This window comes from Streptomyces sp. NRRL WC-3605, assembly GCF_001509795.1.
Taxonomy (GTDB): Bacteria; Actinomycetota; Actinomycetes; order Streptomycetales; family Streptomycetaceae; genus Streptomyces; species Streptomyces viridochromogenes.
Map to the genome: position 1 here is coordinate 51451 of NZ_LLZN01000073.1, position 20660 is coordinate 72110.

The 20660-nt window shown below is 71.3% G+C and carries 24 protein-coding genes; 1 reads left to right on the forward strand and 23 read right to left on the reverse strand.

Annotated elements, in window-relative coordinates; translation table 11 throughout:
* Positions 1 to 7: 7 nt before the first annotated feature.
* The 6 genes from rlmN to rpsB all read right to left on the reverse strand — a co-directional run bounded on the left by rlmN (position 8) and on the right by rpsB (position 6227).
* Positions 8 to 1114, reverse strand: a complete 1107-nt coding sequence (gene rlmN / locus ADL34_RS24735) for a 23S rRNA (adenine(2503)-C(2))-methyltransferase RlmN (RefSeq protein WP_062666744.1) — start codon at positions 1112 to 1114, stop codon at positions 8 to 10.
* A gap of 353 nt (positions 1115 to 1467) precedes the next feature.
* Positions 1468 to 2625, reverse strand: a complete 1158-nt coding sequence (locus tag ADL34_RS24740; protein ID WP_079034084.1) for a phosphatidate cytidylyltransferase — start codon at positions 2623 to 2625, stop codon at positions 1468 to 1470.
* On the reverse strand, positions 2625 to 3182 hold the full coding sequence (gene frr / locus ADL34_RS24745) for a ribosome recycling factor (RefSeq protein WP_062666818.1): 558 nt from the start codon (positions 3180 to 3182) through the stop codon (positions 2625 to 2627). Before frr ends, ADL34_RS24740 begins: the two co-directional genes overlap by 1 nt.
* A 169-nt stretch (positions 3183 to 3351) precedes the next feature.
* Positions 3352 to 4110: a UMP kinase gene (gene pyrH / locus ADL34_RS24750; RefSeq protein WP_055623272.1), complete on the reverse strand. Its 759-nt coding sequence runs from the start codon at positions 4108 to 4110 to the stop codon at positions 3352 to 3354.
* Positions 4111 to 4304: 194 nt separating this feature from the next.
* Positions 4305 to 5141, reverse strand: a complete 837-nt coding sequence (gene tsf / locus ADL34_RS24755) for a translation elongation factor Ts (RefSeq protein ID WP_062666742.1) — start codon at positions 5139 to 5141, stop codon at positions 4305 to 4307.
* Positions 5142 to 5318: 177 nt separating this feature from the next.
* The gene (rpsB, locus tag ADL34_RS24760; protein ID WP_062666740.1) at positions 5319 to 6227 is read right to left on the reverse strand and encodes a 30S ribosomal protein S2; all 909 of its coding nucleotides are present in this window, start codon (positions 6225 to 6227) and stop codon (positions 5319 to 5321) included.
* Between the two features lie 270 nt (positions 6228 to 6497).
* Between rpsB and ADL34_RS24765 the strand changes: the two genes are divergently transcribed.
* A complete protein-coding gene (locus ADL34_RS24765; RefSeq protein ID WP_062666738.1) occupies positions 6498 to 7145 on the forward strand; it encodes a murein hydrolase activator EnvC family protein in 648 nt (215 codons plus the stop codon).
* 72 nt (positions 7146 to 7217) lie between these two features.
* On the opposite strand, the gene ADL34_RS24770 is transcribed toward ADL34_RS24765, so the two are convergent.
* From ADL34_RS24770 to ADL34_RS24850, 17 genes are all read right to left on the reverse strand, one after another.
* Positions 7218 to 7775 (reverse strand): TetR/AcrR family transcriptional regulator, encoded by a 558-nt coding sequence (locus ADL34_RS24770; RefSeq protein ID WP_062666736.1) that lies wholly within the window; start codon positions 7773 to 7775, stop codon positions 7218 to 7220.
* A gap of 94 nt (positions 7776 to 7869) precedes the next feature.
* Positions 7870 to 8712 carry an RNA polymerase sigma factor WhiG gene (gene whiG, locus ADL34_RS24775; protein ID WP_062666734.1) on the reverse strand — a complete coding sequence of 281 codons (843 nt, stop codon included), beginning with the start codon at positions 8710 to 8712 and terminating at the stop codon, positions 7870 to 7872.
* A 299-nt stretch (positions 8713 to 9011) separates the two neighbouring features.
* Positions 9012 to 10187, reverse strand: a complete 1176-nt coding sequence (dprA, locus tag ADL34_RS24780) for a DNA-processing protein DprA (RefSeq protein WP_062666732.1) — start codon at positions 10185 to 10187, stop codon at positions 9012 to 9014.
* Positions 10184 to 11809: a YifB family Mg chelatase-like AAA ATPase gene (locus ADL34_RS24785; protein ID WP_062666731.1), complete on the reverse strand. Its 1626-nt coding sequence runs from the start codon at positions 11807 to 11809 to the stop codon at positions 10184 to 10186. Before ADL34_RS24785 ends, dprA begins: the two co-directional genes overlap by 4 nt.
* Before the next feature lies 1 nt (position 11810).
* Positions 11811 to 12173 carry a YraN family protein gene (locus ADL34_RS24790; protein ID WP_062666729.1) on the reverse strand — a complete coding sequence of 121 codons (363 nt, stop codon included), beginning with the start codon at positions 12171 to 12173 and terminating at the stop codon, positions 11811 to 11813.
* 107 nt (positions 12174 to 12280) lie between these two features.
* Entirely contained in the window at positions 12281 to 12589 is a 309-nt protein-coding gene (locus tag ADL34_RS24795) for a DUF2469 domain-containing protein (protein WP_003993268.1), read from the reverse strand.
* Positions 12590 to 12645: 56 nt separating this feature from the next.
* A complete protein-coding gene (locus ADL34_RS24800) occupies positions 12646 to 13182 on the reverse strand; it encodes an NUDIX hydrolase (protein WP_062666727.1) in 537 nt (178 codons plus the stop codon).
* Positions 13172 to 13942 carry a signal peptidase I gene (gene lepB / locus ADL34_RS24805; protein WP_062666725.1) on the reverse strand — a complete coding sequence of 257 codons (771 nt, stop codon included), beginning with the start codon at positions 13940 to 13942 and terminating at the stop codon, positions 13172 to 13174. The genes ADL34_RS24800 and lepB (ADL34_RS24805) overlap by 11 nt, the downstream gene beginning before the upstream one ends.
* Before the next feature lie 176 nt (positions 13943 to 14118).
* Entirely contained in the window at positions 14119 to 15021 is a 903-nt protein-coding gene (gene lepB / locus ADL34_RS24810) for a signal peptidase I (RefSeq protein ID WP_062666816.1), read from the reverse strand.
* Entirely contained in the window at positions 14954 to 16063 is a 1110-nt protein-coding gene (gene lepB / locus ADL34_RS24815; RefSeq protein WP_062666723.1) for a signal peptidase I, read from the reverse strand. The genes lepB (ADL34_RS24810) and lepB (ADL34_RS24815) overlap by 68 nt, the downstream gene beginning before the upstream one ends.
* A complete protein-coding gene (gene lepB, locus ADL34_RS24820) occupies positions 16056 to 16772 on the reverse strand; it encodes a signal peptidase I (protein WP_062666721.1) in 717 nt (238 codons plus the stop codon). The genes lepB (ADL34_RS24815) and lepB (ADL34_RS24820) overlap by 8 nt, the downstream gene beginning before the upstream one ends.
* Positions 16773 to 16832: 60 nt before the next feature.
* On the reverse strand, positions 16833 to 17183 hold the full coding sequence (rplS, locus tag ADL34_RS24825) for a 50S ribosomal protein L19 (protein WP_004924850.1): 351 nt from the start codon (positions 17181 to 17183) through the stop codon (positions 16833 to 16835).
* A gap of 135 nt (positions 17184 to 17318) precedes the next feature.
* Positions 17319 to 18152, reverse strand: coding sequence for a tRNA (guanosine(37)-N1)-methyltransferase TrmD (gene trmD, locus ADL34_RS24830; RefSeq protein WP_062666719.1), 834 nt, complete (start codon positions 18150 to 18152; stop codon positions 17319 to 17321).
* Positions 18152 to 18703 (reverse strand): ribosome maturation factor RimM, encoded by a 552-nt coding sequence (rimM, locus tag ADL34_RS24835; RefSeq protein WP_062666717.1) that lies wholly within the window; start codon positions 18701 to 18703, stop codon positions 18152 to 18154. Before rimM ends, trmD begins: the two co-directional genes overlap by 1 nt.
* 105 nt (positions 18704 to 18808) lie before the next feature.
* Entirely contained in the window at positions 18809 to 19048 is a 240-nt protein-coding gene (locus ADL34_RS24840; RefSeq protein WP_003973401.1) for an RNA-binding protein, read from the reverse strand.
* A gap of 2 nt (positions 19049 to 19050) precedes the next feature.
* Complete coding sequence (gene rpsP, locus ADL34_RS24845) at positions 19051 to 19470, reverse strand: 30S ribosomal protein S16 (RefSeq protein ID WP_055623288.1); 420 nt, start codon at positions 19468 to 19470, stop codon at positions 19051 to 19053.
* A 384-nt stretch (positions 19471 to 19854) separates the two neighbouring features.
* A complete protein-coding gene (locus ADL34_RS24850) occupies positions 19855 to 20451 on the reverse strand; it encodes a hypothetical protein (protein ID WP_055623289.1) in 597 nt (198 codons plus the stop codon).
* Positions 20452 to 20660 lie beyond the last annotated feature (209 nt).

Below are 20660 nucleotides of genomic sequence, written 5' to 3' on the forward strand. Positions count from 1 at the left end.
GGTCAGACTACCGCTCGGTGGCGGCGAGCTGACCACACGCCCCGTCGATCTCCTGACCACGGGTGTCCCGGATCGTCACCGGTACACCATGGGCGGCGATGGCCTCGACGAACGCCTTCTCGTCCTCGGGACGGGAGGCGGTCCACTTCGAGCCCGGCGTCGGGTTGAGCGGAATCAGGTTGACGTGCACCGGCTTGCCCTTGAGCAGCCGCCCGAGCCGGTCACCACGCCAGGCCTGGTCGTTGATGTCCCGGATGAGCGCGTACTCGATGGACAGCCGGCGGCCGCTCTTGCCGACGTACTCGAACCCGGCGTCCAGCACCTCGCGCACCTTCCACCGCGTGTTCACGGGGACGAGGGTGTCGCGCAGCTCGTCGTCGGGGGCGTGCAGCGAGATGGCGAGCCGGCACTTGAACCCTTCATCGGCGAACCGGTGAATGGCGGGCACGAGCCCGACGGTGGAAACGGTGATACCCCGCTGCGAGAGACCCAGCCCGTCCGGCTCCGGATCGGTGAGCCGCCGGATGGCCCCGACGACCCGCTTGTAGTTGGCGAGCGGCTCGCCCATCCCCATGAAGACGATGTTGGACAGCCGAGCCGGCCCTCCGGGCACGTCCCCGTCCCGCAGCGCCCGCATCCCGTCGACGATCTGATGGACGATCTCGGCGGTGGACAGATTCCGATCGAGCCCCGCCTGCCCGGTGGCGCAGAAGGGACAGTTCATCCCGCACCCGGCCTGCGAACTGATGCACATGGTGACCCGGTCCGGGTACCGCATCAGCACGGACTCCACGAGCGTCCCGTCGAACAGCCGCCACAGCGTCTTGCGCGTGGTCCCCTCGTCGGTCGACAGATGCCGCACGACGGTCATCAGCTCGGGAAACAGCTCCTCCCGCAGCTTGGCACGGGACCCGGCGGGGATGTCGGTCCACTGCTCCGGCTCGTGCGCGTACCGCGCGAAGTAGTGCTGCGAGAGCTGCTTGGCACGAAACGGCTTCTCGCCGATCGCGGCAACGGCGTCCTTGCGCTCACCGGGCGTGAGATCGGCAAGATGCCGCGGCGGCTTCTTGGCTCCGCGCGGGGCGACGAATGTGAGTTCTCCGGGTGCAGGCATAACCCTTCCAGTGTGGCAGATCAACTGCGGCACCCCGGGCGCGAGTGGGGTGGGGCCGATCACCTCCCGCGAGCGGCCCCCAGCGTCTCCCTCGCCCGCTCCAGCATGCCCAGCGCGTCGACCGCCGCCGGGGACAGGGCCGCGTCGTCCCGCAGGTCGGCCAGCGGCACCCATGCCGCCGTCCCGTGGAGCCGTCGGTCTCGGCCCTCACCGGCGCCCCGCCCTCGACGGTCGCCGCGTAGAACAGCGCTGTCAGGCTCCAGTCCACGCTGATCGGCATGCGCCGGAGCCCCCGCTCGGCGAGAGCGGGGGCTCCGGAGGACGTTCGGGACCCGGCGGCGGGGATGCCGGGATCAGCCCGACCCCACGAACAGCACCAGCAGCAGCCACACCACCGGTGCCGTCGGGAGGAGGGAGTCCAGGCGGTCCATGATGCCGCCGTGGCCCGGCAGCAGGGTGCCCATGTCCTTGATGCCCAGGTCGCGTTTGATCATCGACTCGCCGAGGTCGCCCAGCGTGGCGCTGGCCGCGACCGCGAGGCCCAGGAGGAGGCCCTGCCACCAGTGGCCGTCGTCGATCAGGAACTGCATGCACAGCGCGCCCGCCACCATCGCGAAGCTCACCGCGCCCAGCAGGCCCTCGCGGGTCTTGCCGGGGCTGATGCGCGGCGCCAGCTTGGTGCGGCCGAAGCGCCACCCGACGGCGTACGCGCCGGTGTCGCTGACGACCGTCAGGAGCAGGAACGTCAGGACGCGCCACGCGCCGTCGTCCGCGGTCAGCATCATCGTGACGAACGTGGCGAGGAACGGTACGTAGAACGCCGCGAAGACGCCGGCCGTGACATCCCGCAGGTAGTCCTCGGGCGGTTCCGTCATCCGCCAGACCAGGACGGCCAGCGCGGTCAGCGCCATCGCCACCCAGGCACCCTCGGCGCCCCGCACGTATCCGGCGACCACCATCGCTGCGCCGCCGACCGCGAGCGGCACGAGCGGCGCCCTGATGCCCTTGCGCTCCTCCAGCCGCTTGGTCAGCTCCCACAGGCCCACGACCACGGCCACGGCGACCACGCCGACGAACACGGCCTTGACGACGAACAGGGACGCCACGATCACGACGCCGAGCCCGACGCCGACCCCTATGGCAGCGCTCAGGTCGCGTCCCGCGCTCTTCTTCTGCGGCGGGGGCGCCGGCTGCGAGGCGTCGGGCATGGGCTCCGGATTCTGCGGCACCGCCGGGAACGGCTGCGCCTGCGGCATGTGATGAGGCCGCGCCTGCGGCGGTTCCTCCCGGAACAAGGGGCCGCTCAGCCGAGCGGCCCCCCGGTCGTCATCCTGGTCTCCGCCGTACGCGGGTTCGTCGGGCACGATGGGCATGGGGCGAGTCTGCTGCGCCTGAGGCGCATCGTACGCGGGACCCGCCGGGCCGGCCCCTTGGACGGGTCCTCGATCGTCGGGCCCCCAGTACCCGGCCTGCCCGGCCCCGGTCGGCGCGCCCCAGGAAGAGTCGTTCATCAGACCTCGAGCAGCTCGGCTTCCTTGTGCTTCAGCAGCTCGTCCACCTGAGCGACGTACTTGTGGGTGGTGTCGTCGAGCTCCTTCTCCGCACGCCGCCCCTCGTCCTCACCGATCTCGCCGTCCTTGATCAGCTTGTCGATGGCGTCCTTGGCCTTGCGGCGGACCGAGCGGATGGACACCTTGGCGTCCTCGCCCTTGCCCTTGGCGACCTTGATGTAGTCGCGGCGGCGCTCCTCGGTGAGCTCGGGGAACACCACACGGATGATGTTGCCGTCGTTGCTCGGGTTGACGCCCAGGTCGGAGTCGCGGATCGCCTGCTCGATGTTGCGCAGCGCGCTCTTGTCGAACGGGGTGACGACCGCCATGCGCGGCTCCGGCACGGAGAACGAGGCCAGCTGGTTGATCGGGGTCGGCGCACCGTAGTAGTCGGCCACGATCTTGTTGAACATCGCCGGGTGCGCACGGCCGGTGCGGATCGCGGCGAAGTCCTCCTTGGCGACCACGACGGCCTTCTCCATCTTCTCCTCGGCCTCGAGGAGGGTCTCTTCGATCACCACTTGCTCCTGCGTGTCTTGAGTGAAAGGCCCGGCTGCGGTTCCTGTGGGGGGCGGCGGCCGGCTGCGTCGCGTCTTCTTCCTGCACGGTTCCCGACCGGCAGGACATTGTCCATCCCCCGTCCAGGGTCCGTCCCGTCCGTCCCCCGGACGGGTCGGTGCCGAGGCGTCAGCCCCGGCCTCCCTGCTCACCCACCAGCGTGCCGATCTTCTCACCCTTGACGGCACGGGCGATATTGCCCTCCGCCAGAAGCTCGAAGACGAGGATCGGGAGCTTGTTGTCGCGGCACAGTGTGATCGCCGTGGCGTCGGCGACCTTGAGGTCCCGGGTGATGACCTCGCCGTATCCGAGGGAGTCGAACTTGACGGCGTCCGGGTTGGTCTTCGGGTCGGAGTCGTAGACCCCGTCGACGCCGTTCTTGCCCATGAGCAGCGCCTCTGCGTCGATCTCCAGGGCGCGCTGCGCGGCGGTCGTGTCGGTGGAGAAGTACGGCATGCCCATGCCCGCGCCGAAGATGACCACGCGGCCCTTCTCCAGGTGCCGCACGGCGCGCAGCGGGATGTACGGCTCGGCGACCTGCCCCATGGTGATGGCGGTCTGGACCCGGCTGTCGATGCCTTCCTTCTCCAGGAAGTCCTGGAGGGCGAGGCAGTTCATCACGGTGCCGAGCATGCCCATGTAGTCGGACCGCGCGCGGTCCATGCCGCGCTGCTGGAGTTCGGCACCGCGGAAGAAGTTGCCGCCGCCGATGACGACGGCGATCTCCGCGCCGTCGCGTACGACGGCCGCGATCTCACGGGCGATCTTGTGCACCACGTCCGGGTCGACACCGAGTCCCCCGCCACCGGAGAAGGCCTCTCCGGACAGCTTCAGCAGAAACCGGCCGTGTACTTTGCCGTCGTCGCTCTTCTGGGCCTTGGTGGTCATCGAGATCCCGCCTTTGTTACTGGGTGCACATGCGAGGAAGGCCATTGCCGGTTGGGGTGTGTTCGCATCCCATGCGCGGCAATGGCCTCCTCGTCAGATCTGCTGTCGTCCGTCACCCGCGCGAGCGCGGTGGCGGCGTCCGCCATCGACTGCCTTCGACCCTATAGGGGCGGGGCGTCGAGCGCGGTACGGACTCAGATGCCGACCTTGATGCGCGTGAAGCGCTTCAGGGTGACACCGGCCTCGTCCAGAACCTTCTGGACGGACTTCTTGTTGTCGAGCGCGTACGGCTGACCGAGCAGCGTGGCGTCCTTGAAGAAGCCGTTGAGGCGACCCTCGACGATCTTCGGCAGGGCGGCCTCGGGCTTGCCCTCGGCGCGGGTGGTCTCCTCGGCGACGCGGCGCTCGGACTCGACGACGTCGGCCGGCACGTCCTCCTTGGAGAGGTACTTCGGCGCGAAGGCGGCGATGTGCTGGGCGACGCCCTTGGCGATCTCGGCGTTCGGCTTGTCGAGCTCGACGAGGACACCGATCTGCGGGGGCAGGTCGGGCATCGTGCGGTGCATGTAGGCCGTCACGTAGCCGTCGCCGAACTGCGCGAAGCGGTCCAGGACGATCTTCTCGCCGAGGTTGGCGTTGGCCTCGTCCACGTACGCCTGGACGGTCTTGCCGGCCTCGATCTCGGAGGCGAGCAGGGCCTCGAGGTCGGCCGGGGAGGTCTTGGCGACGTGCTCGGCGATGGCGTTGGCCACGGCCTGGAACTTCTCGCCCTTGGCGACGAAGTCCGTCTCGCACTTCAGCTCGACGAGGACACCGGAGGAGTTGTCGTCGGCGATGATCGAGACTACGGCGCCGTTCTCGGCGGAGCGGCCCTCGCGCTTGGCGACGCCCTTCTGGCCCTTGATGCGGAGCGCCTCGACGGCCTTCTCGACGTTGCCCTCGGCCTCGTCCAGCGCCTTCTTGCAGTCCATCATGCCGGCGCCGGTGAGCTCGCGGAGCTTCTTGACGTCAGCGGCGGTGTAGTTCGCCATGAGTCTGTGAATCTTTCTGGAAGTCTGGAAGATCGAAGATCTACGGGGTCTGCGGCCACCATGGACCGGCCGGGGCCGCCGGCCTTTCGTCGACCTACAGGTGAACGGCGGGAGCGGGTTTCACCGCGGCACGGGGGCCGTGGGATCCAACCGCTCCCGCCGTCAACCCTGACGGTGTCAGGCCTGCTCGCCCTCGGCGGCCGGAGCCTCGGTGGCCGGGGCCTCGGTGGCCGGGGCCTCCGCGGCGGGGGCCTCGGCGGCGGGGGCCTCGGCGGCGGGGGCCTCGGCGGCAGCCGGAGCCTCGTCGGCCTTCTTCTCACCCTCGAGCAGGTCGCGCTCCCACTCGGCCAGCGGCTCGCCGGCGGCCTTCTCGCCCTTGCCCTCGGTGGCGACACCGCTGCGGGCGATGAGGCCCTCGGCGACGGCGTCGGCGATCACGCGGGTGAGCAGGGTGACGGAGCGGATCGCGTCGTCGTTGCCCGGGATCTTGTAGTCGACCTCGTCGGGGTCGCAGTTGGTGTCGAGGATGGCGACGACCGGGATGTTGAGCTTCCGGGCCTCGCCGACCGCGATGTGCTCCTTCTTGGTGTCCACGATCCAGACGGCGCTGGGCACCTTGGACATCTCGCGGATACCGCCGAGGGTCTTCTCCAGCTTCGCCTTCTCGCGGGAGAGGACCAGCAGCTCCTTCTTGGTGAGGCCGGAGGCGGCCACGTCCTCGAAGTCGATCTGCTCGAGCTCCTTGAGGCGCTGCAGACGCTTGTAGACGGTCGAGAAGTTGGTGAGCATGCCGCCCAGCCAGCGCTGGTTGACGTAGGGCATGCCGACGCGGGTGGCCTGCTCGGCGATGGCCTCCTGCGCCTGCTTCTTCGTGCCGACGAACATGACCGTGCCGCCGTGGGCGACGGTCTCCTTGACGAACTCGTAGGCGCGGTCGATGTACGACAGCGACTGGAGCAGGTCGATGATGTAGATGCCGTTGCGCTCCGTGAAGATGAAGCGCTTCATCTTCGGGTTCCAACGGCGGGTCTGGTGACCGAAGTGGACGCCGCTCTCCAGCAGCTCCCGCATCGTGACGACGGCCATGGCCGTGTTCTCCTTGGTTCTCGGTTGTGCCGCGGGGGCCGGACGGCTCCCGCGCCTGACGCCCGCGTGCGCCGTGCCACTAAGGACCGAGGGGCGCTGACACCGACCGTTTCCGGCGGGATGTCGGGGCGTGCGAAGTCGACCCGGTGACCCGGATCGCCAGAAGAAGTGTACGGGACCTTCGAGGTCCCGGGTGACGCCGCTGTCCACAGCACGGGGGTTGTCCACAGATACCGGCCATGATCGACGGAATTGCGCCACTGTTCGGGCATGCGACAGAAGCAATCACAGAGGCGATCCAGGAAGGCGGCGAGGGCGGCCGGGCGGCTGGTCCTGCTGCTTCTGCTGACGGCCGCCGTCCTGCTGGCACCGGCGCCGGACCTGACCCCGACCGCGGCACGGGTGCGCGCGGCACCGGCCGCGGACCCCGAGGTCCCGAGGCTCGGCCGGGCCTGGCCCGTGGGGTCACGCCCACCGGTCCTGCGCGCCTGGGAGCCCCCGGCGACGGCGTACGGCCGCGGCCACCGGGGCGTGGACCTGTCGGCCCCGGCCGGCACACCGGTCCGGGCGGTGGCGGCCGGACGGGTGTCGTTCGCGGGCAGGGTGGCCGGCAAGGGGGTGGTGTCGGTGGATCTGGCGGGGACGGGCGATCCACCACTGCGCACGACGTACGAGCCGGTGCGGGCGTCCGTCGGGAAGGGCGACGAGGTGACGGCGGGCGACGTCGTCGGGATGGCGGAGCAGGCCGGCTCGCACTGTACGACGGGTTGCCTGCACTGGGGCCTGCGCCGGGGCGACGCCTATCTGAACCCCTTGTCGCTGCTCCCGCCCTGGCTCCTGCACGGCCCGTCCCGCCTGCTGCCGGTCCTGGGGGTGCCGGCGCCCACCGGACGGGGTCTCAGCCCCGCACACCCGTGAGCGTCATCGAGTCAGCCCCGCACACCCCTGACGCCGTCAAGTCAGCCCCGCACTCCCCCGAGCGCCATCAAGTCAGCCCCGCACTCCCCCGAGCGCCATCGAGACGGCCGCGTCGGTGATCGCCGCCGGTTCCTCCGCGGCGCCCAGCTCGATCCTGCGGACCGCCGCGTCCACCACGCCCTGGAGCAGCATGGCGGCGAGCCGGGGCTCGGCGTGGCCCATGTCCCGCAGCGCCTCGACGATCATCGCGATCAGCCCGCCGTGCGCGGCCCGGATCTTCTCCCGGGCGCCGGCGTCCAGCTCGCTCGCGGAGATCGCCACGACGGCCCGGTGCCGCCGGTCGCCGACCAGCGCGAGCTGGCGGCGCACATACGCCTCGACCTTGCCCTCGGGTGTCGTCTCCTCCGCCATCGCGGCCTCGACCTCCGCGGCCCAGACCGGGAAGTCGACCGCGCACAGCTCCTCGACCACGGCGGCCCGTGACCGGAAGTACTCGTACACGGACGACCGCGCGAGTCCCGTGCGCTCGGCGAGGGCCGGGAAGGTCAGCGCCTCCGTCCCGCCGTCGGACAACAGGGAACGAGCCGCGTCCAGCAGGGCGGCTCGCTGCATCGACCGGTGCTCGGCCACGGAGGCCGCTCGAATCCTTGGCACCCGTCCACTGTACGGACGCCGTTCGCCCGACGGGAGTGTCTGCGCCGAACACCACGGTCGTCGGGGCAGGTCACCGGCCGAAGCCGGCCAGTTTCGCCCGGAGCTGGAGCACGGACTTGGTGTGGATCTGGCTGACCCGGCTCTCCGTCACGCCCAGGACGTTGCCGATCTCGGCGAGGGTGAGGCCCTCGTAGTAGTACAGCGTCACGACGGTCTTCTCCCGTTCGGGGAGCGTGTTGATCGCCCGTGCCAGGAACCGCCGCAGCTCCCGGTCCTCGGCGACCTCGACGGGGTTGTCCGCGGCGGTGTCCTCCAGCGTGTCCATCACGCTGAGTCCGTCGCCTCCCTCGGCGCCGACGTGCAGCAGCTCCTCCAGGGCCACGACGTTGGCCAGTGACAACTGGCTGAACACCGAGTGGAGTTCGTCCACCGCGATGCCCATCTCGGCGGCGACCTCGGACTCGGTCGGCGTCCGCCGCAGCCGTGCCTCCAGCGTCGCGTAAGCGCGCTCGACGTTGCGCGCCTTCTGCCGGACGGAGCGCGGGATCCAGTCCAGCGCCCTGAGTTCGTCGATCATCGCGCCGCGGATCCGGGTGATCGCGTACGTCTCGAACTTGATCTCGCGGTCGACGTCGAACTTCTCGATCGCGTCGATCAGGCCGAACACCCCGGACGACACGAAGTCCGCCTGCTCGACGTTGGGCGGCAGGCCGACGCTGACCCGGCCCGCCACGTACTTGACGAGGGGCGAGTAGTGCAGGATCAGCTGTTCGCGCAGCCGCTCGTCCCCCGTCGCCTTGTACGACCGCCACAGCTCGTCGAGTGTCGAGGGAGCGGGCGGCCGCGCGCTGCCACCGTCACGGGCGGCTGGGGGGATCGCCGCCCGGTCGGACCCGGAGGTGTGCTGGGGCATTCGTTGCCTAGTGCCGTTCTGCCGTGAAGCGGGGTGCCTGGTGAGCCGTCGGTCTGGAGGTCGTCGTGGTCGCTGTGTTCGCTTTCCGTGTCGCGGGGCCGGTCCGAGCCGGAACTCCGTGAGCGTAGCGTGACTGACGTGTCGCGGTGCGCGAAGGGCGGAGGCCGAGCCGTACGCAGATACGTTCCGCTGGACGCCCCGCCGGGGCATGGCGGTCGCGCTGCGTGATCACACGAACACCCCAACTGGGGGAATTCACAAGGGCGTCCGTGTTCCCCCGTACGGCCGAACACGCTCGGTCAGCATGGACGTCGCCCGGTGCGGGTCGTCATCATCGCCTGGCGTGTCAACTTCCAGCCGTCGCCGTGTCGTTCGACCCAGCCGAGTGAGCGGAGTTCGTACAGTCTCGCGACGGCGTCGTCCTCCGTGGTCTGCGCGCCGCGCGCGATCTCGTCCGCCCGGGCGGCGCGCGGGCCGGGCAGGGCGGACAGGACCGCCCGTGCTCTCGGTTCGAGCAGGTCGCGCGGCAGGACGGGTCCGCGTCGCTCGGGGGCCAGCTCCCCCATGTCCCCGACGAGTTCGATGATCTCCGCGGCGTCGGTGACCAGCACCGCGTCCTGCCGCAGCAGGTCGTGCACCCCGGCGGAGAGGCCGCTGGTGGCGGGGCCGGGGACGCCCATGGTGTGCCGGCCGAGCCGCCGGGCGGCCCGAGCGGTGGACAGGGAGCCGCTGCGGTGGGCGGCCTCCACGACGACCGTGCCCCGGGTGAGCGCGGCGATCACGCGGTTGCGGACGATGAATCTGCTGGGGGTGGGGTGCTCCCCCGGTGGCAGCTCCCCGACGACCAGGCCCTGCTCCGCGATCCGGTCGATCAGCTGGGCGTGCCCGCGCGGGTAGGGCCGGTCGGCGCCGCAGGCGAGGACGGCGACGGTGGCTCCGCCGGCGCCGAGGGCGCCCCGGTGGGCGGCGCCGTCGACCCCGTAGGCGCCGCCGGAGACGACCACCCAGCCCTCCTCGGCGAGCGCTGCGGCGAGGGTGGCGGCCATGTGCGCGCCGTACTCCGTGCAGGCCCGCGCTCCGACCAGCGCGACGGAACGCAGCGCCCACATGCGCAGGTCGGCCGGTCCGCGCACCCAGAGTCCGAGGGGCCGCGCGTCGCCGAGGTCGTCGAGCTGGCCGGGCCATTCGGTGTCCCCCGGGCACACGAACCGCATTCCGGCGTCCTGGGCCACGGCCAGGTCCCGGGCGGGGTCCGCGCGCTTCGCCCGGGCACGCAGCCCTTCCCAGCGCCGGGGGCCGATGCCCGGCAGGGGAGGCTCGGAGTCCCGCCGCAGCCGCTGTACGACCGCGCCGGCGCCGTGCTCGCGCACCCAGCGACCGGCGGTCTCGTCGCCGGGTTCGACGACGCGGCTGAGGAAGACCCGGTCGAGCAGGGCGTCCGGGGGGACCTTCCGCGATGGCCCGGCGCCGCTCATGCCGGGGCCCCGATCGCCATGGGGACGCCGCGGGGGACGCCGGTGCGCAGTTGCAGGGCGAGGGCGACGTCCGTGGCGTCGGGCCGGTCGTGGCCGGCGAGGTCGGCGACGGTCCACGCGACGCGCAGGACACGGTCGAGTCCGCGGGCCGTGAGCACACCCCGCTCCAGGTTCCGCTCGGCCTCGTCCATGGCGCCGCTCACGGGGTGCCAGCGGCTGCGCAGCTCGCGTCCGGGGACGTCGCTGTTGGTCCGCCACGGGGTGCCGGTGAGCCGTGCGGCGGCCCGCTCACGGGCGGCGCGCACCCGGTCGGCGACGGTCGCCGTCGGCTCTCCACGGGCGTCGCGCTCGGCGAGCTGGGCCCGGGTGACGCGGTCCACCTCGACCCGCAGGTCGACGCGGTCGAGGAGCGGCCCCGACAGCCGGGCCTGGTAGCGGCGGACGGCGGAGGACGGGCACTCGCACAGGTCGTCGGTCCGGGAGAAGCGCCCGCAGGGGCACGGGTTGGCCGCGAGGACCATGAGGAACTTCGCCGGGAAGCGGACGACGCCCGCGCTGCGGGCGATCACGACATGGCCTGCCTCCAGGGGCTGGCGCAGGGCGTCGAGCGCCCGGCCGCTGAACTCCGGGGTCTCGTCCAGAAAGAGCACGCCTCGGTGGGCGAGCGACACCGCGCCCGGGCGTGCGAAGCCGGGTCCGCCGCCGACCAGGGCCTGCATGGTCGCGGAGTGGTGCGGGGCGCAGTAGGGGGCCGCGTCGATCAAGGGCTTGCCCGGCGGCAGGAGCCCCGCGACCGAGTGCACGGCGGTGACCTCCAGGGACTCCTGTCTGCCGAGCGGCGGGAGGATGGCGGGCAGCCGCTCCGCGAGCATCGTCTTGCCGGCGCCGGGCGGCCCCTCCAGGAAGAGGTGGTGCCCGCCGGCGGCGGCGACCTCCACGGCGGTGCGTGCCGAGGTCTGCCCGACGACGTCGGCGAGGTCGTGGCCGTGGTCGCAGGCCACGGCGCCCAGGTTCCGCATGCCGGTGGCCGCGCCGGTCCCCGGCATCCGCAGTCCGGCGAGCAGCGGGTCGGGGCGGCCGTGGTCATCGGGTTCCTCGTCGGGGACGGGTTCGTCGGCGAGGACGGCGATCAGCTGGCGCAGGCTGCGCACGCCGAGCACGGAGACGCCCGGCACCAGGGACGCCTCGGCGGCCGCGCACTCCGGGACGACGACCTGTTCGTACCCGGCGTCGGCGGCGGCCAGCACGGCGGGGAGGATGCCCCGGACGGGGCGCACACGGCCGTCGAGCCCGAGTTCGCCGATCATCACGATGTCGGCGAGGACCCGTGGGTCGATGCGCTCGGCGGCGCCGAGGACGGCGCAGGCGACGGCCAGGTCGAAGCCGCTGCCGGCCTTCGGAACGGAGGCCGGGCTGAGCCCGACGGTGAGCTTCTTCTGCGGCCACTCGCCGCCGGAGTTGACGACGGCCGCCCGGACGCGGTCGCGGCTCTCGGTCAGGCTCTTGTCGGGCAGGCCCACGAGGGTGAAGGCGGCGACGCCCGGTTCGAGGTCCGCCTGGACCTCGACGACGACTCCCTCGACGCCCACGAGCGCCACCGAGCAGGTGCGTGCGAACCCCATGTCAGGCCACCCCTCGCGCGTGCTCGACCACGGGGGCGCCCCGGTCGGGCAGGACGATGCCGACGAGGTCGATGCGGACGCCTCCGGGCGGTGCTCCGCCGTGCGCGTGGATCCAGCGTTCCGCGAGGCCGCGCAGGCGCCGTGCCTTCTCGGGTCCCACGGCTGCCATCGGATGTTCGAAGCCGCCGGCCCGGCGGGTCTTCACCTCGCAGACGACGAGGACGTCGCCGTCGCGGGCGACGATGTCGATCTCTCCGGTCCTGCCACAGCGCCAGTTGCGCCCGAGAACCGTCATCCCGGCCTGGGTCAGCCGCCTCGCGGCCAGATCCTCGCCGTACCTGCCGAGTGCCCTGCGTGCGTTCATGTCGGCACCACCTCCGGCGCCAACGATGAGCCCGCCTCACGACGTTGTTGGATCTTGGTGGACGACTACGGTGCTGTGGACAACTCCGTCACCCGGGCGGGTGAACCTCACCCACTGGGCAGTTCGAGGTCGCTCTTGTTCAGCTCCTCGATGTTCACGTCCTTGAACGTGAGGACGCGCACCTGCTTCACGAACCGGGCCGGCCGGTACATGTCCCAGACCCAGGCGTCCGCCATGGACACTTCGAAGAACACCTCACCCTGGACCGAGTGCACCTGCATCTCGTAGTCGTTGGTCAGGTAGAAGCGCCGCTCGGTCTCGATCACGTACTTGAACAGACCGACGACATCGCGGTACTCCCGATAGAGCTTCAGCTCCATCTCGGTCTCGTACTTCTCGAGGTCCTCGGCGCTCATGGCATGTTCCCCTTCAGCCGTGCGATCCCCCCATTGTGCGCCAGTCCCGTCGGCCCCTAGACGATTTCGGTGTCGAGGGTCACGGGCCCGGCCGGGGGACCTTCGTCGAGCAGCCTCCGCAGCAGCTCGGCGAGTCTGGTCGGATACACCGTCTCATGTGCCCGGGCGAGTTCCCGACACGTCCACCAGCGTGCTCCGGCTACGCTGCGCCGCTCCAGCTCGGTGAGGGCCAGGGCCCTGACCGCCGTCTGGCTCGTACGGGCCAGGAAGTACCACTCGTCCTGGTCCCAGCGGCGGCCCGCGAACGGGAACGAGCACCGGCGGCGCCACAGCACGGGGCCGAGATCGACCTCCGTGATGCCGGTCTCCTCGGCGAGTTCCCGCAGAGCGGCCTCCTCGCGCGTCTCGTCGCCCTCGACTCCCCCGCCGGGCGTGAACCACCAGTCGTCGGCGGGGTCCTCCGGCTCGTGGCCGTGCAGCAGCAGGATGCGGTCCTCGGGGTCGAGCAGCACGACGCGGGCGACCCTGCGCACCCCGCTCTCGCGCGGGCCAGCCACCCCGTCCCCGTGCGGGCCGTCGGTCTCAGCCGGCACGCGCGGGCTCCGGCTTGCGGGAGCGGCCCCCGAGGAGCTTGGCGATCGGGCCGTACGCCCCGCCGCCCAGGACGAGCACGGCCCCGGCGAGGATCATGAGGCCCTGCGTACGCAGCGGCCCCTGCGGCGACAGCGCGCCGAGCTTCTCGAAGCCGGTCGCCTGCTCCAGCATGCCGTCCATGGGCCATACGACGGCCTCCACACGGGCCGAGACGGCGCTGCGCGCGACCGTGCCGCGCGCGGCGTCCGTGAGGTGGGCGGTGGAGTCGAGAGAGCCGCTGCGCTCGTCGCCGAGGAGGAAGATCCGGCCCTCGGGGACCTTCACGGACGGAAAGCCCTGGAGCTCGGCGAGGCCGTCGTCGGCCAGGTAGGGCTCCTCGATCTGCTTGCCGTTCACGGTCAGCCTGCCGTCGGTGCAGCAGGCGACGGTGTCGCCGCCGACCGCGACGACCCGCTTGACGACGGGGGCGTTGCTCACCCAGGTCTTGTCGGTGAAGACGACGACGTCACCGCGGTGGACGTCGCCGCCGTCGACGCGCTGGGCGAGCACCCGGGCGCCGGCGTTGATCGTGGGCGCCATCGAGCTGGTGGGGACGGTGTACGGCCGGTACACGACCGCTCCCCAGGCGAAGCCGCCCAGGAACAGCAGCAGACCCAGCGCCACGGCCAGCCCGGACAGCACCTGTCCGGTCCGGCTGCCCGCCGGGTTCTTGCTCGCGCCGGCCCGCGGCGCCGTACGTGTCGTGCTCTCGCCACCCATGGACCCGCACCCTACCCGGCGGTACCGACGCCGGGCAGCCCCTCAGGAGCCCGCGGACCGGCGGCTCGGCAAAGCTTTCCCCAGCTGCGGGTGCGAAACGGAACGACTGCCGCCGTACTCCGCGGCGGGCCCGGCGCGGCTGCCCGGGCCGGTCCCGTCCGCGGTGTCCCGGCGGCTCAGCGCGTGCGCTCGGCCTTGACGCGCTGACGGCGCCACAGCACCAGCGGCACCGCGCCGGCCAGCGCGAGGCTCGGCGGCGCGACCGTCAGGGCCGCGGACCGCGTGCTGAGGTCCTGGTCGAAGGTGTCCGGAACCGGCAGGGTGCTCCAGCGGCCGACCGGCCACGCGATCACGACAGCACGGCCGACGGCCTTGTCGACGGGGACCATGCCGTGGTTCTTGTCGGACTGGTTGTAGCGCGAGTCCCGCGAGTTCTGCCGGTGGTCGCCCATCACCCAGATGAAGCCCTCGGGGACCTTCACCTTGAACTGGCCGCCCTGGTCGTCCTGGCTGCACGGGGTGTTGCCCGGGTAGACGTAGGGCTCGTTCAGCGCCTTGCCGTTGACCGTCAGCGGGCCGGTGCCCTTGCACTCGACGGTGTCGCCTCCGACGCCGATCACGCGCTTGATCAGGTCCTTCTCCTCGGAGGACGGCATCAGGCCGATCCAGCTGAGGAAGGTCTGCAGGGCGTTCGGGTCGGGGGTGGGCTCCCCCGCGAGCCACTGGTCGGGGTCGTGGAAGACGACGACCTCGCCGCGCTCCGGCTCGGAGCCGAACCACGGGGTGAGCTTGTCGACGAGGACGCGGTCACCCTGCTGGAGGGTGTTCTGCATCGAGTCGGAGGGGATCGAGAACGCCTGCACCAGGAACGTCTTGATCAGCAGCGCGAGGACGAGCGCGATCCCGATCAGGATCGGCAGCTCCTTCCAGAAGGAGCGCTGCTTCTTCTCGGGGGCGGCCCCGCCCGACCCCTGGCCGCCGGTCGGGGGCTGCCCGCCCGACCGTCCTCCGTCATCGCCGGATCCGGGCTCGTTCCCGGAGGTCACGGCGCCGTCCGCGGCCGGGTCGGCCGCGCCCACGGGGTGTCCGCGGTGCTCCTCGCCGTCGTGCCCGGACCGTGCGCCAACCGCCACATCCCCCACGCCAACTCCTTACTCTGTGCCGCTGCCTGCCCCATGCGCGGCGCAGGCCCACCACTCCCATAACGAGCGGGAGTTCCGCAGGGCTCGGGAGCTGGAGCGTTCCGTTCGATTCGTCCGGGGCAACCCTATGCGACAGCGGGACGGACGCGGTCGACCCGGGCACCGAGTCGGCCACGGAGGAGTAGGTGTTCGGCTCGTCGAGGCTGGTCCAGTGGCCGAGGGGCCAGGCGATCCACTTGGCGCGTCCGACGACCTCGTCCTCGGAGACCGTGCCGCCGTACTCCTGGTCCTGGTGGGCGCGGGAGTCGGCGGAATTCGCCCGGTGGTCGCCCATCACCCACAGCCGGCCCTGGGGGACGGTGATGTCGAACTGCGCCTTGGAGGGGGCGTTGCCCGGGTACAGGTAGTCCTCGTTCAGCGGGACGCCGTTGACGGTGACCCGGCCCTGCGCGTCGCAGCACTTGACGCGGTCGCCGCCGACGCCGACGACGCGTTTGATCAGGTCCTTCTCGTCGTCGGACGGCAGCAGGCCGATGAAGGTCAGGGCCTCCTTGACCTGCTTGACGACGACGGGATCCTCCTTCTTCACGGTCGTCTGCTCGTCCTTGAGCCAGCCGCCCGGGTCCTTGAAGACCACGACGTCGCCGCGCTCGGGCTTGTTGCCGAACCAGGGGGTCAGCTTGTCGACGAGGACGCGGTCGCCGATCTGGATCGTCTGCTCCATGGAGCCGGACGGGATCACGAAGGCCTGGACGAGGAAGGTCTTCAGGACGAGTGCTATCAGGACGGCGACGCCGACGAGGAGGGGTATCTCCTTGATCGCGGAGCGCCTTCGGCGCCGTTTGACCTTGCGCTGGAGCTTGCGTCGCTCGGCGCGGCTGCGGCCGCCCGTGGGGCCGGAGGCGCGCCGGGAGCCGGTGGGGAGCAGATTGTCGGCGGCGCTGCTGGGGAGGCCGCGAGGCCTGCCGCGGTTACCCATGGGCGCCGTCCGGGGCGGGCACGCGCGCGTAGGCGTCCGGACGGTGCAGTCGGGTCCAGTGGTCCGCGGGCCAGACGACGGCCTCGGCGCGGCCGATGACGTCGTCGACCGGGATCATGCCGCCGCCGGGTGAGCCCAGGTGGTCGCGGGAGTCGCTGGAGGCGCCGCGGTGGTCGCCGAGGACGAAGAGCCTGCCGTCGGGGACGACGACGTCGAACCGCACGGCGGACGGGCGGTCGCCGGGGTGCACGAAGGCCGACTCGTCGACCGGGCGGCCGTTCACCTGGATCCTCCCCTCCTTGTCACAGCAGACCACGTGGTCTCCCCCCACACCCACAACGCGTTTGATGTAGTCCGCGTCCCCGAAATACCCGGTTCCGTCGAACACGACGACATCGCCGCGCCGCGGCCCGGCATCGAAACGGTACGCCAACTTATTTACGAGTACGCGGTCGCCGATCCTCAACGCGGGCTCCATCGATCCGCTCGGAATCTCGAACGGCCGCGCGACGAACAGGTTGAGCAGCAGGACTCCGACCAGGACCAGCAGCAGGGCGAGGCTGTACCGGCCACCAGGCAGCCACGCTGTGATCCGGCCCGTCAACGCGAAACGCGACCGTCCCTCCCGGCTCTCCGGATCCGGTGCGTACCCGGTGCCGGAAGGGCGGGAGGAGCGGTCGCGCTCCGTGTGCTGTGCTTCGGTGTCCATCGAGGCCAGATGCTATCCGGCCCCGCCGCGGACCCCTCGGGGGCGAGCCCCCGGAAGCGCTCAGTTCTCGCGCTTCTCCTTGATCTTCGCGGCCTTGCCGCGCAGCTCGCGCAGGTAGTACAGCTTGGCGCGACGCACGTCACCGCGGGTGACGAGCTCGATCTTCTCCACGATCGGGGTGTGCACCGGGAAGGTGCGCTCGACGCCGACGGAGAAGGAGACCTTGCGGACCGTGAAGGTCTCGCGCACGCCGGCACCCTGGCGGCGGATCACCACGCCCTTGAACTGCTGCACACGGGAGCGGTTGCCCTCGATGACGCGCACGTGGACGTTGACGGTGTCGCCGGGGCGGAAGGCCGGGACGTCGCTGCGCAGCGACGCGGAGTCGACGGAGTCGAGCAGGTGAGACATTTCGTCTGCTTTCTTCGCTGATGCCACAGGTCATCAACGGAACTAGGTGTTCGAGATGAGAGTGCTGTGCCCGCCGGGGCGGACGTCGTGTCCCCCTGTGGCAGGGGCGCACGCCGGACGGCGCACAACAGCGGCCTATTCTTCCACGGCCTCGGTCCTGCGCCAAAATCGGCCGAACCGCTCACCGTCCGGGTCGGGCATCCAGCCCAGGATGGAGAGCATCTCGCGGTCCTTCTTGTCGAAGGCGGCGGGCTCGCAGCGTTCGATCAGGTCAGGGCGGTTGGCCGTGGTGCGCCGCAGCGCCTCGTCGCGGCGCCAGCGGGCGATCTTCCCGTGGTGGCCGCTGAGCAGCACCTCAGGGATGTCCCGGCCGCGCCACTCGGGCGGCTTGGTGTAGACGGGGCCCTCCAGCAGGCTCGCCATGGCACCGGGCGCGAAGGAGTCGTCGCGGTGCGACTCGGCGTTGCCGAGGACGCCGGGCAGCAGCCGGGCCACGGCCTCGGTGATCACGAGGACGGCCGCCTCGCCGCCGGCGAGGACGTAGTCGCCGATGGACACCTCGTGCACGGGCATCCGGGTGCCGTACTCGTCGATGACGCGGCGGTCGATGCCCTCGTAGCGGGCCGGGGTGAAGATCAGCCAGGGCCGCTCGGACAGTTCGACGGCGAGTTCCTGGGTGAAGGGCCGCCCGCTGGGGGTGGGGACGATCAGGGTGGGCTCGCCGGCGCCGCTCTCGTAGCCGTCGGCCAGGACGGAGTCGAGCGCGTCGCCCCAGGGCTCGGTCTTCATGACCATGCCGGGGCCGCCGCCGTACGGGGTGTCGTCGACCGTGTTGTGGCGGTCGTGGGTCCACCCGCGCAGGTCGTGCACCTGGACGTTCAGCTGCCCCCGCGCGCGGGCCTTGCCGACGAGCGAGACGTTCAGCGGGTCCAGGTACTCCGGGAAGATCGTGAGGACGTCGAGCCGCATCAGCTCTCGGCCTCCGCGTCCCGGGACGAGGCGATCTCCGCCTGGTCGTCGATGAGACCGGGCGGCGGGGTGATGACGGCCCGCTGCTCCTCCAGGTCGATCTCGGTGACGATCTCGGAGACGAAGGGGATCATCACCTCGCTCCCGTCGGGCCGTTCGACGATGAACAGGTCCTGGGTGGGCAGGTGCGAGATCTCGGTGATGCGGCCGACCTCGACGCCGTCCGCGGTGACCACGTCCAGGTCCATGAGCTGGTGGTCGTAGTACTCGTCCTCCTCCTCGGGCAGCTCGTCGGGGTCGACGTCCGCGATCAGGAGGGTGTTGCGCAGGGCCTCGGCGCCGGTGCGGTCGCGTACGCCCTCGAAGCGCAGCAGGAGGCGTCCGCTGTGGACGCGGCCGCTCTCGATGGTGAGGGGTCCCGTGGAGGCGGGATCGGTGGCGAGCACGGCTCCGGGCGCGAGCCGCAGCTCCGGCTCGTCGGTGCGTACCTCGACGGTGACCTCGCCCTTGATGCCGTGGGCCCGGCCGATCCGTCCGACTACCAGCTGCACGTGTCCAATCTCCTGTCGTGTGCCTGCGGCATGACTGCGTATACGACTACGGGCCGGGGACGGCCGAGTGGCCCTCCCCGGCCCGAGCCGGTGCTGTGTTCGGCGTCAGCGGACGTGGTCCACGTCGACGAGGTCGACGCGGACACCGCGGCCGCCGATGGCGCCCACGACGGTGCGCAGAGCGCGTGCGGTGCGGCCGTTGCGGCCGATCACCTTGCCGAGGTCGTCGGGGTGGACCCGGACCTCCAGCACGCGCCCGCGGCGCAGGTTGCGCGAGGCGACCTGCACATCGTCAGGGTTGTCGACGATGCCCTTCACGAGGTGCTCGAGAGCCTCCTCGAGCATGCTCAGGCCTCGGCCGACTCGGACTCGGCCGGGGCCTCGTCCTTCTTCTCCGCCTTCTTCTTCTGGGTGATCGCCTCACCCTTGCCCTCGTCGTCGCCACCGAGGGCCTCGAACGACGGGCGCGCCTTCTTGGGCTCGGCGGTCAGCAGCGGAGCCGGGGCGGGCTCGCCCTTGAACTTCTGCCAGTCGCCGGTCTTCTTCAGGATGGCGAGGACCGGCTCGGTCGGCTGCGCGCCGACACCCAGCCAGTACGCCACGCGCTCGGCGTCCACCTCGATGACCGACGGGTTGTAGGTCGGGTGGTACTTGCCGATCTCCTCGATCGCACGGCCGTCACGACGGGTACGGGAGTCGGCGACGACGATGCGGTAGTGAGGCGAACGGATCTTGCCCAGACGCTTCAGCTTGATCTTGACTGCCACTGGAGTGGGTTCTCCTGGATTTGACGTGGTTGGGCACGGCAGGACTGCCGCGTGGGGTTGCGGTACCCGAGTGCCCGATGGACGCGTCAGCCGGAGGAGAGAGGGGTCCTGTGCGGCTGTCGAGTACAGCTAGCCATTGTGCCACACCCGGCGGGTCGCTTCCGGCCGCGGGCGGCCGGCCCCGCGCGGGCATGCCGAAGGGGCACCCGGCGGTCCGGGTGCCGTGAGCATCGGCCACGAACAGCCCGACGCCGCGGGGTGCCGCCGTGACCCGGCCGTGCCGTCCTCGACGGGACGGCAGCCCGGCTCACGGCGGCACCCGCCTCGCCCCGCGTCCCTGACCGGCAGCCACGAGATGCCGGTGCCGGACGCCGTGCGAGCGCGTCACGCCGCTCCCATGACCTCCGGGATGCGGAACGGCTTGCCGCAGCCGCCGCACACGATGGGGGCCTGGGCGAGGACCGAGGGGACGACGCGGACGTTGCGGCCGCAGTCGCAGACCGCCTTGACGCGGACGCCGCCTCCGGAGGAGCCGTGCCGGGCGGCCGGGCCCCGGAAGGTCCTGCCGGTGTCCGAGGAGGTCGCCGCCGTGTGGGCCTTGAGCGCCCGCTGGAGGCGCTCGATGGTCGGGCGGTACCGGCGCTTGGCCTCGGGGTTGAGCGTGACCAGGGAGAAACCGCTGCTCGGGTGCGGCTCCTCGGGATGGTCCAGGCCCAGCTCCTCGGCGATGGTGAGGAATCTGCGGTTGTGGTAGCGGCCGGCCCGGGACGTGTCCCGGATGCCGCGCGCGGCGGCGATGCCATGGACTGCCTCATGGAGCAGTCGCTCGAAGGAGAGTTCGTGACCGCAGGCGGACGACGACTCCCCGATCAGGGACTCTGGCGCGGCGAGATCCGGCAGCTCGGGGTGGTACCGCTGAATGTCGGCCCACGCCTGCGCCAGCTCCGCGGCGAGAACAGGTGGTGTCTGTGTCGTGCTCACGTAATGACAACGAGCCGGGGTGCCGCTGTGTTCCGATTCCAGGGCATCCCAAATAATTTGCACGTACCCGTCAGTCGGGAATGATGCGCACCGACGAGGGCGGGTGCGCTGATCTGCGGAGAAAGCCTTACAGCTCGTACCAAGCCGGTGCGTAGCCTGACGTACGACCCGGCGCGTAGGGCGGATCCAGACGCGGTCACCCCTGTGAT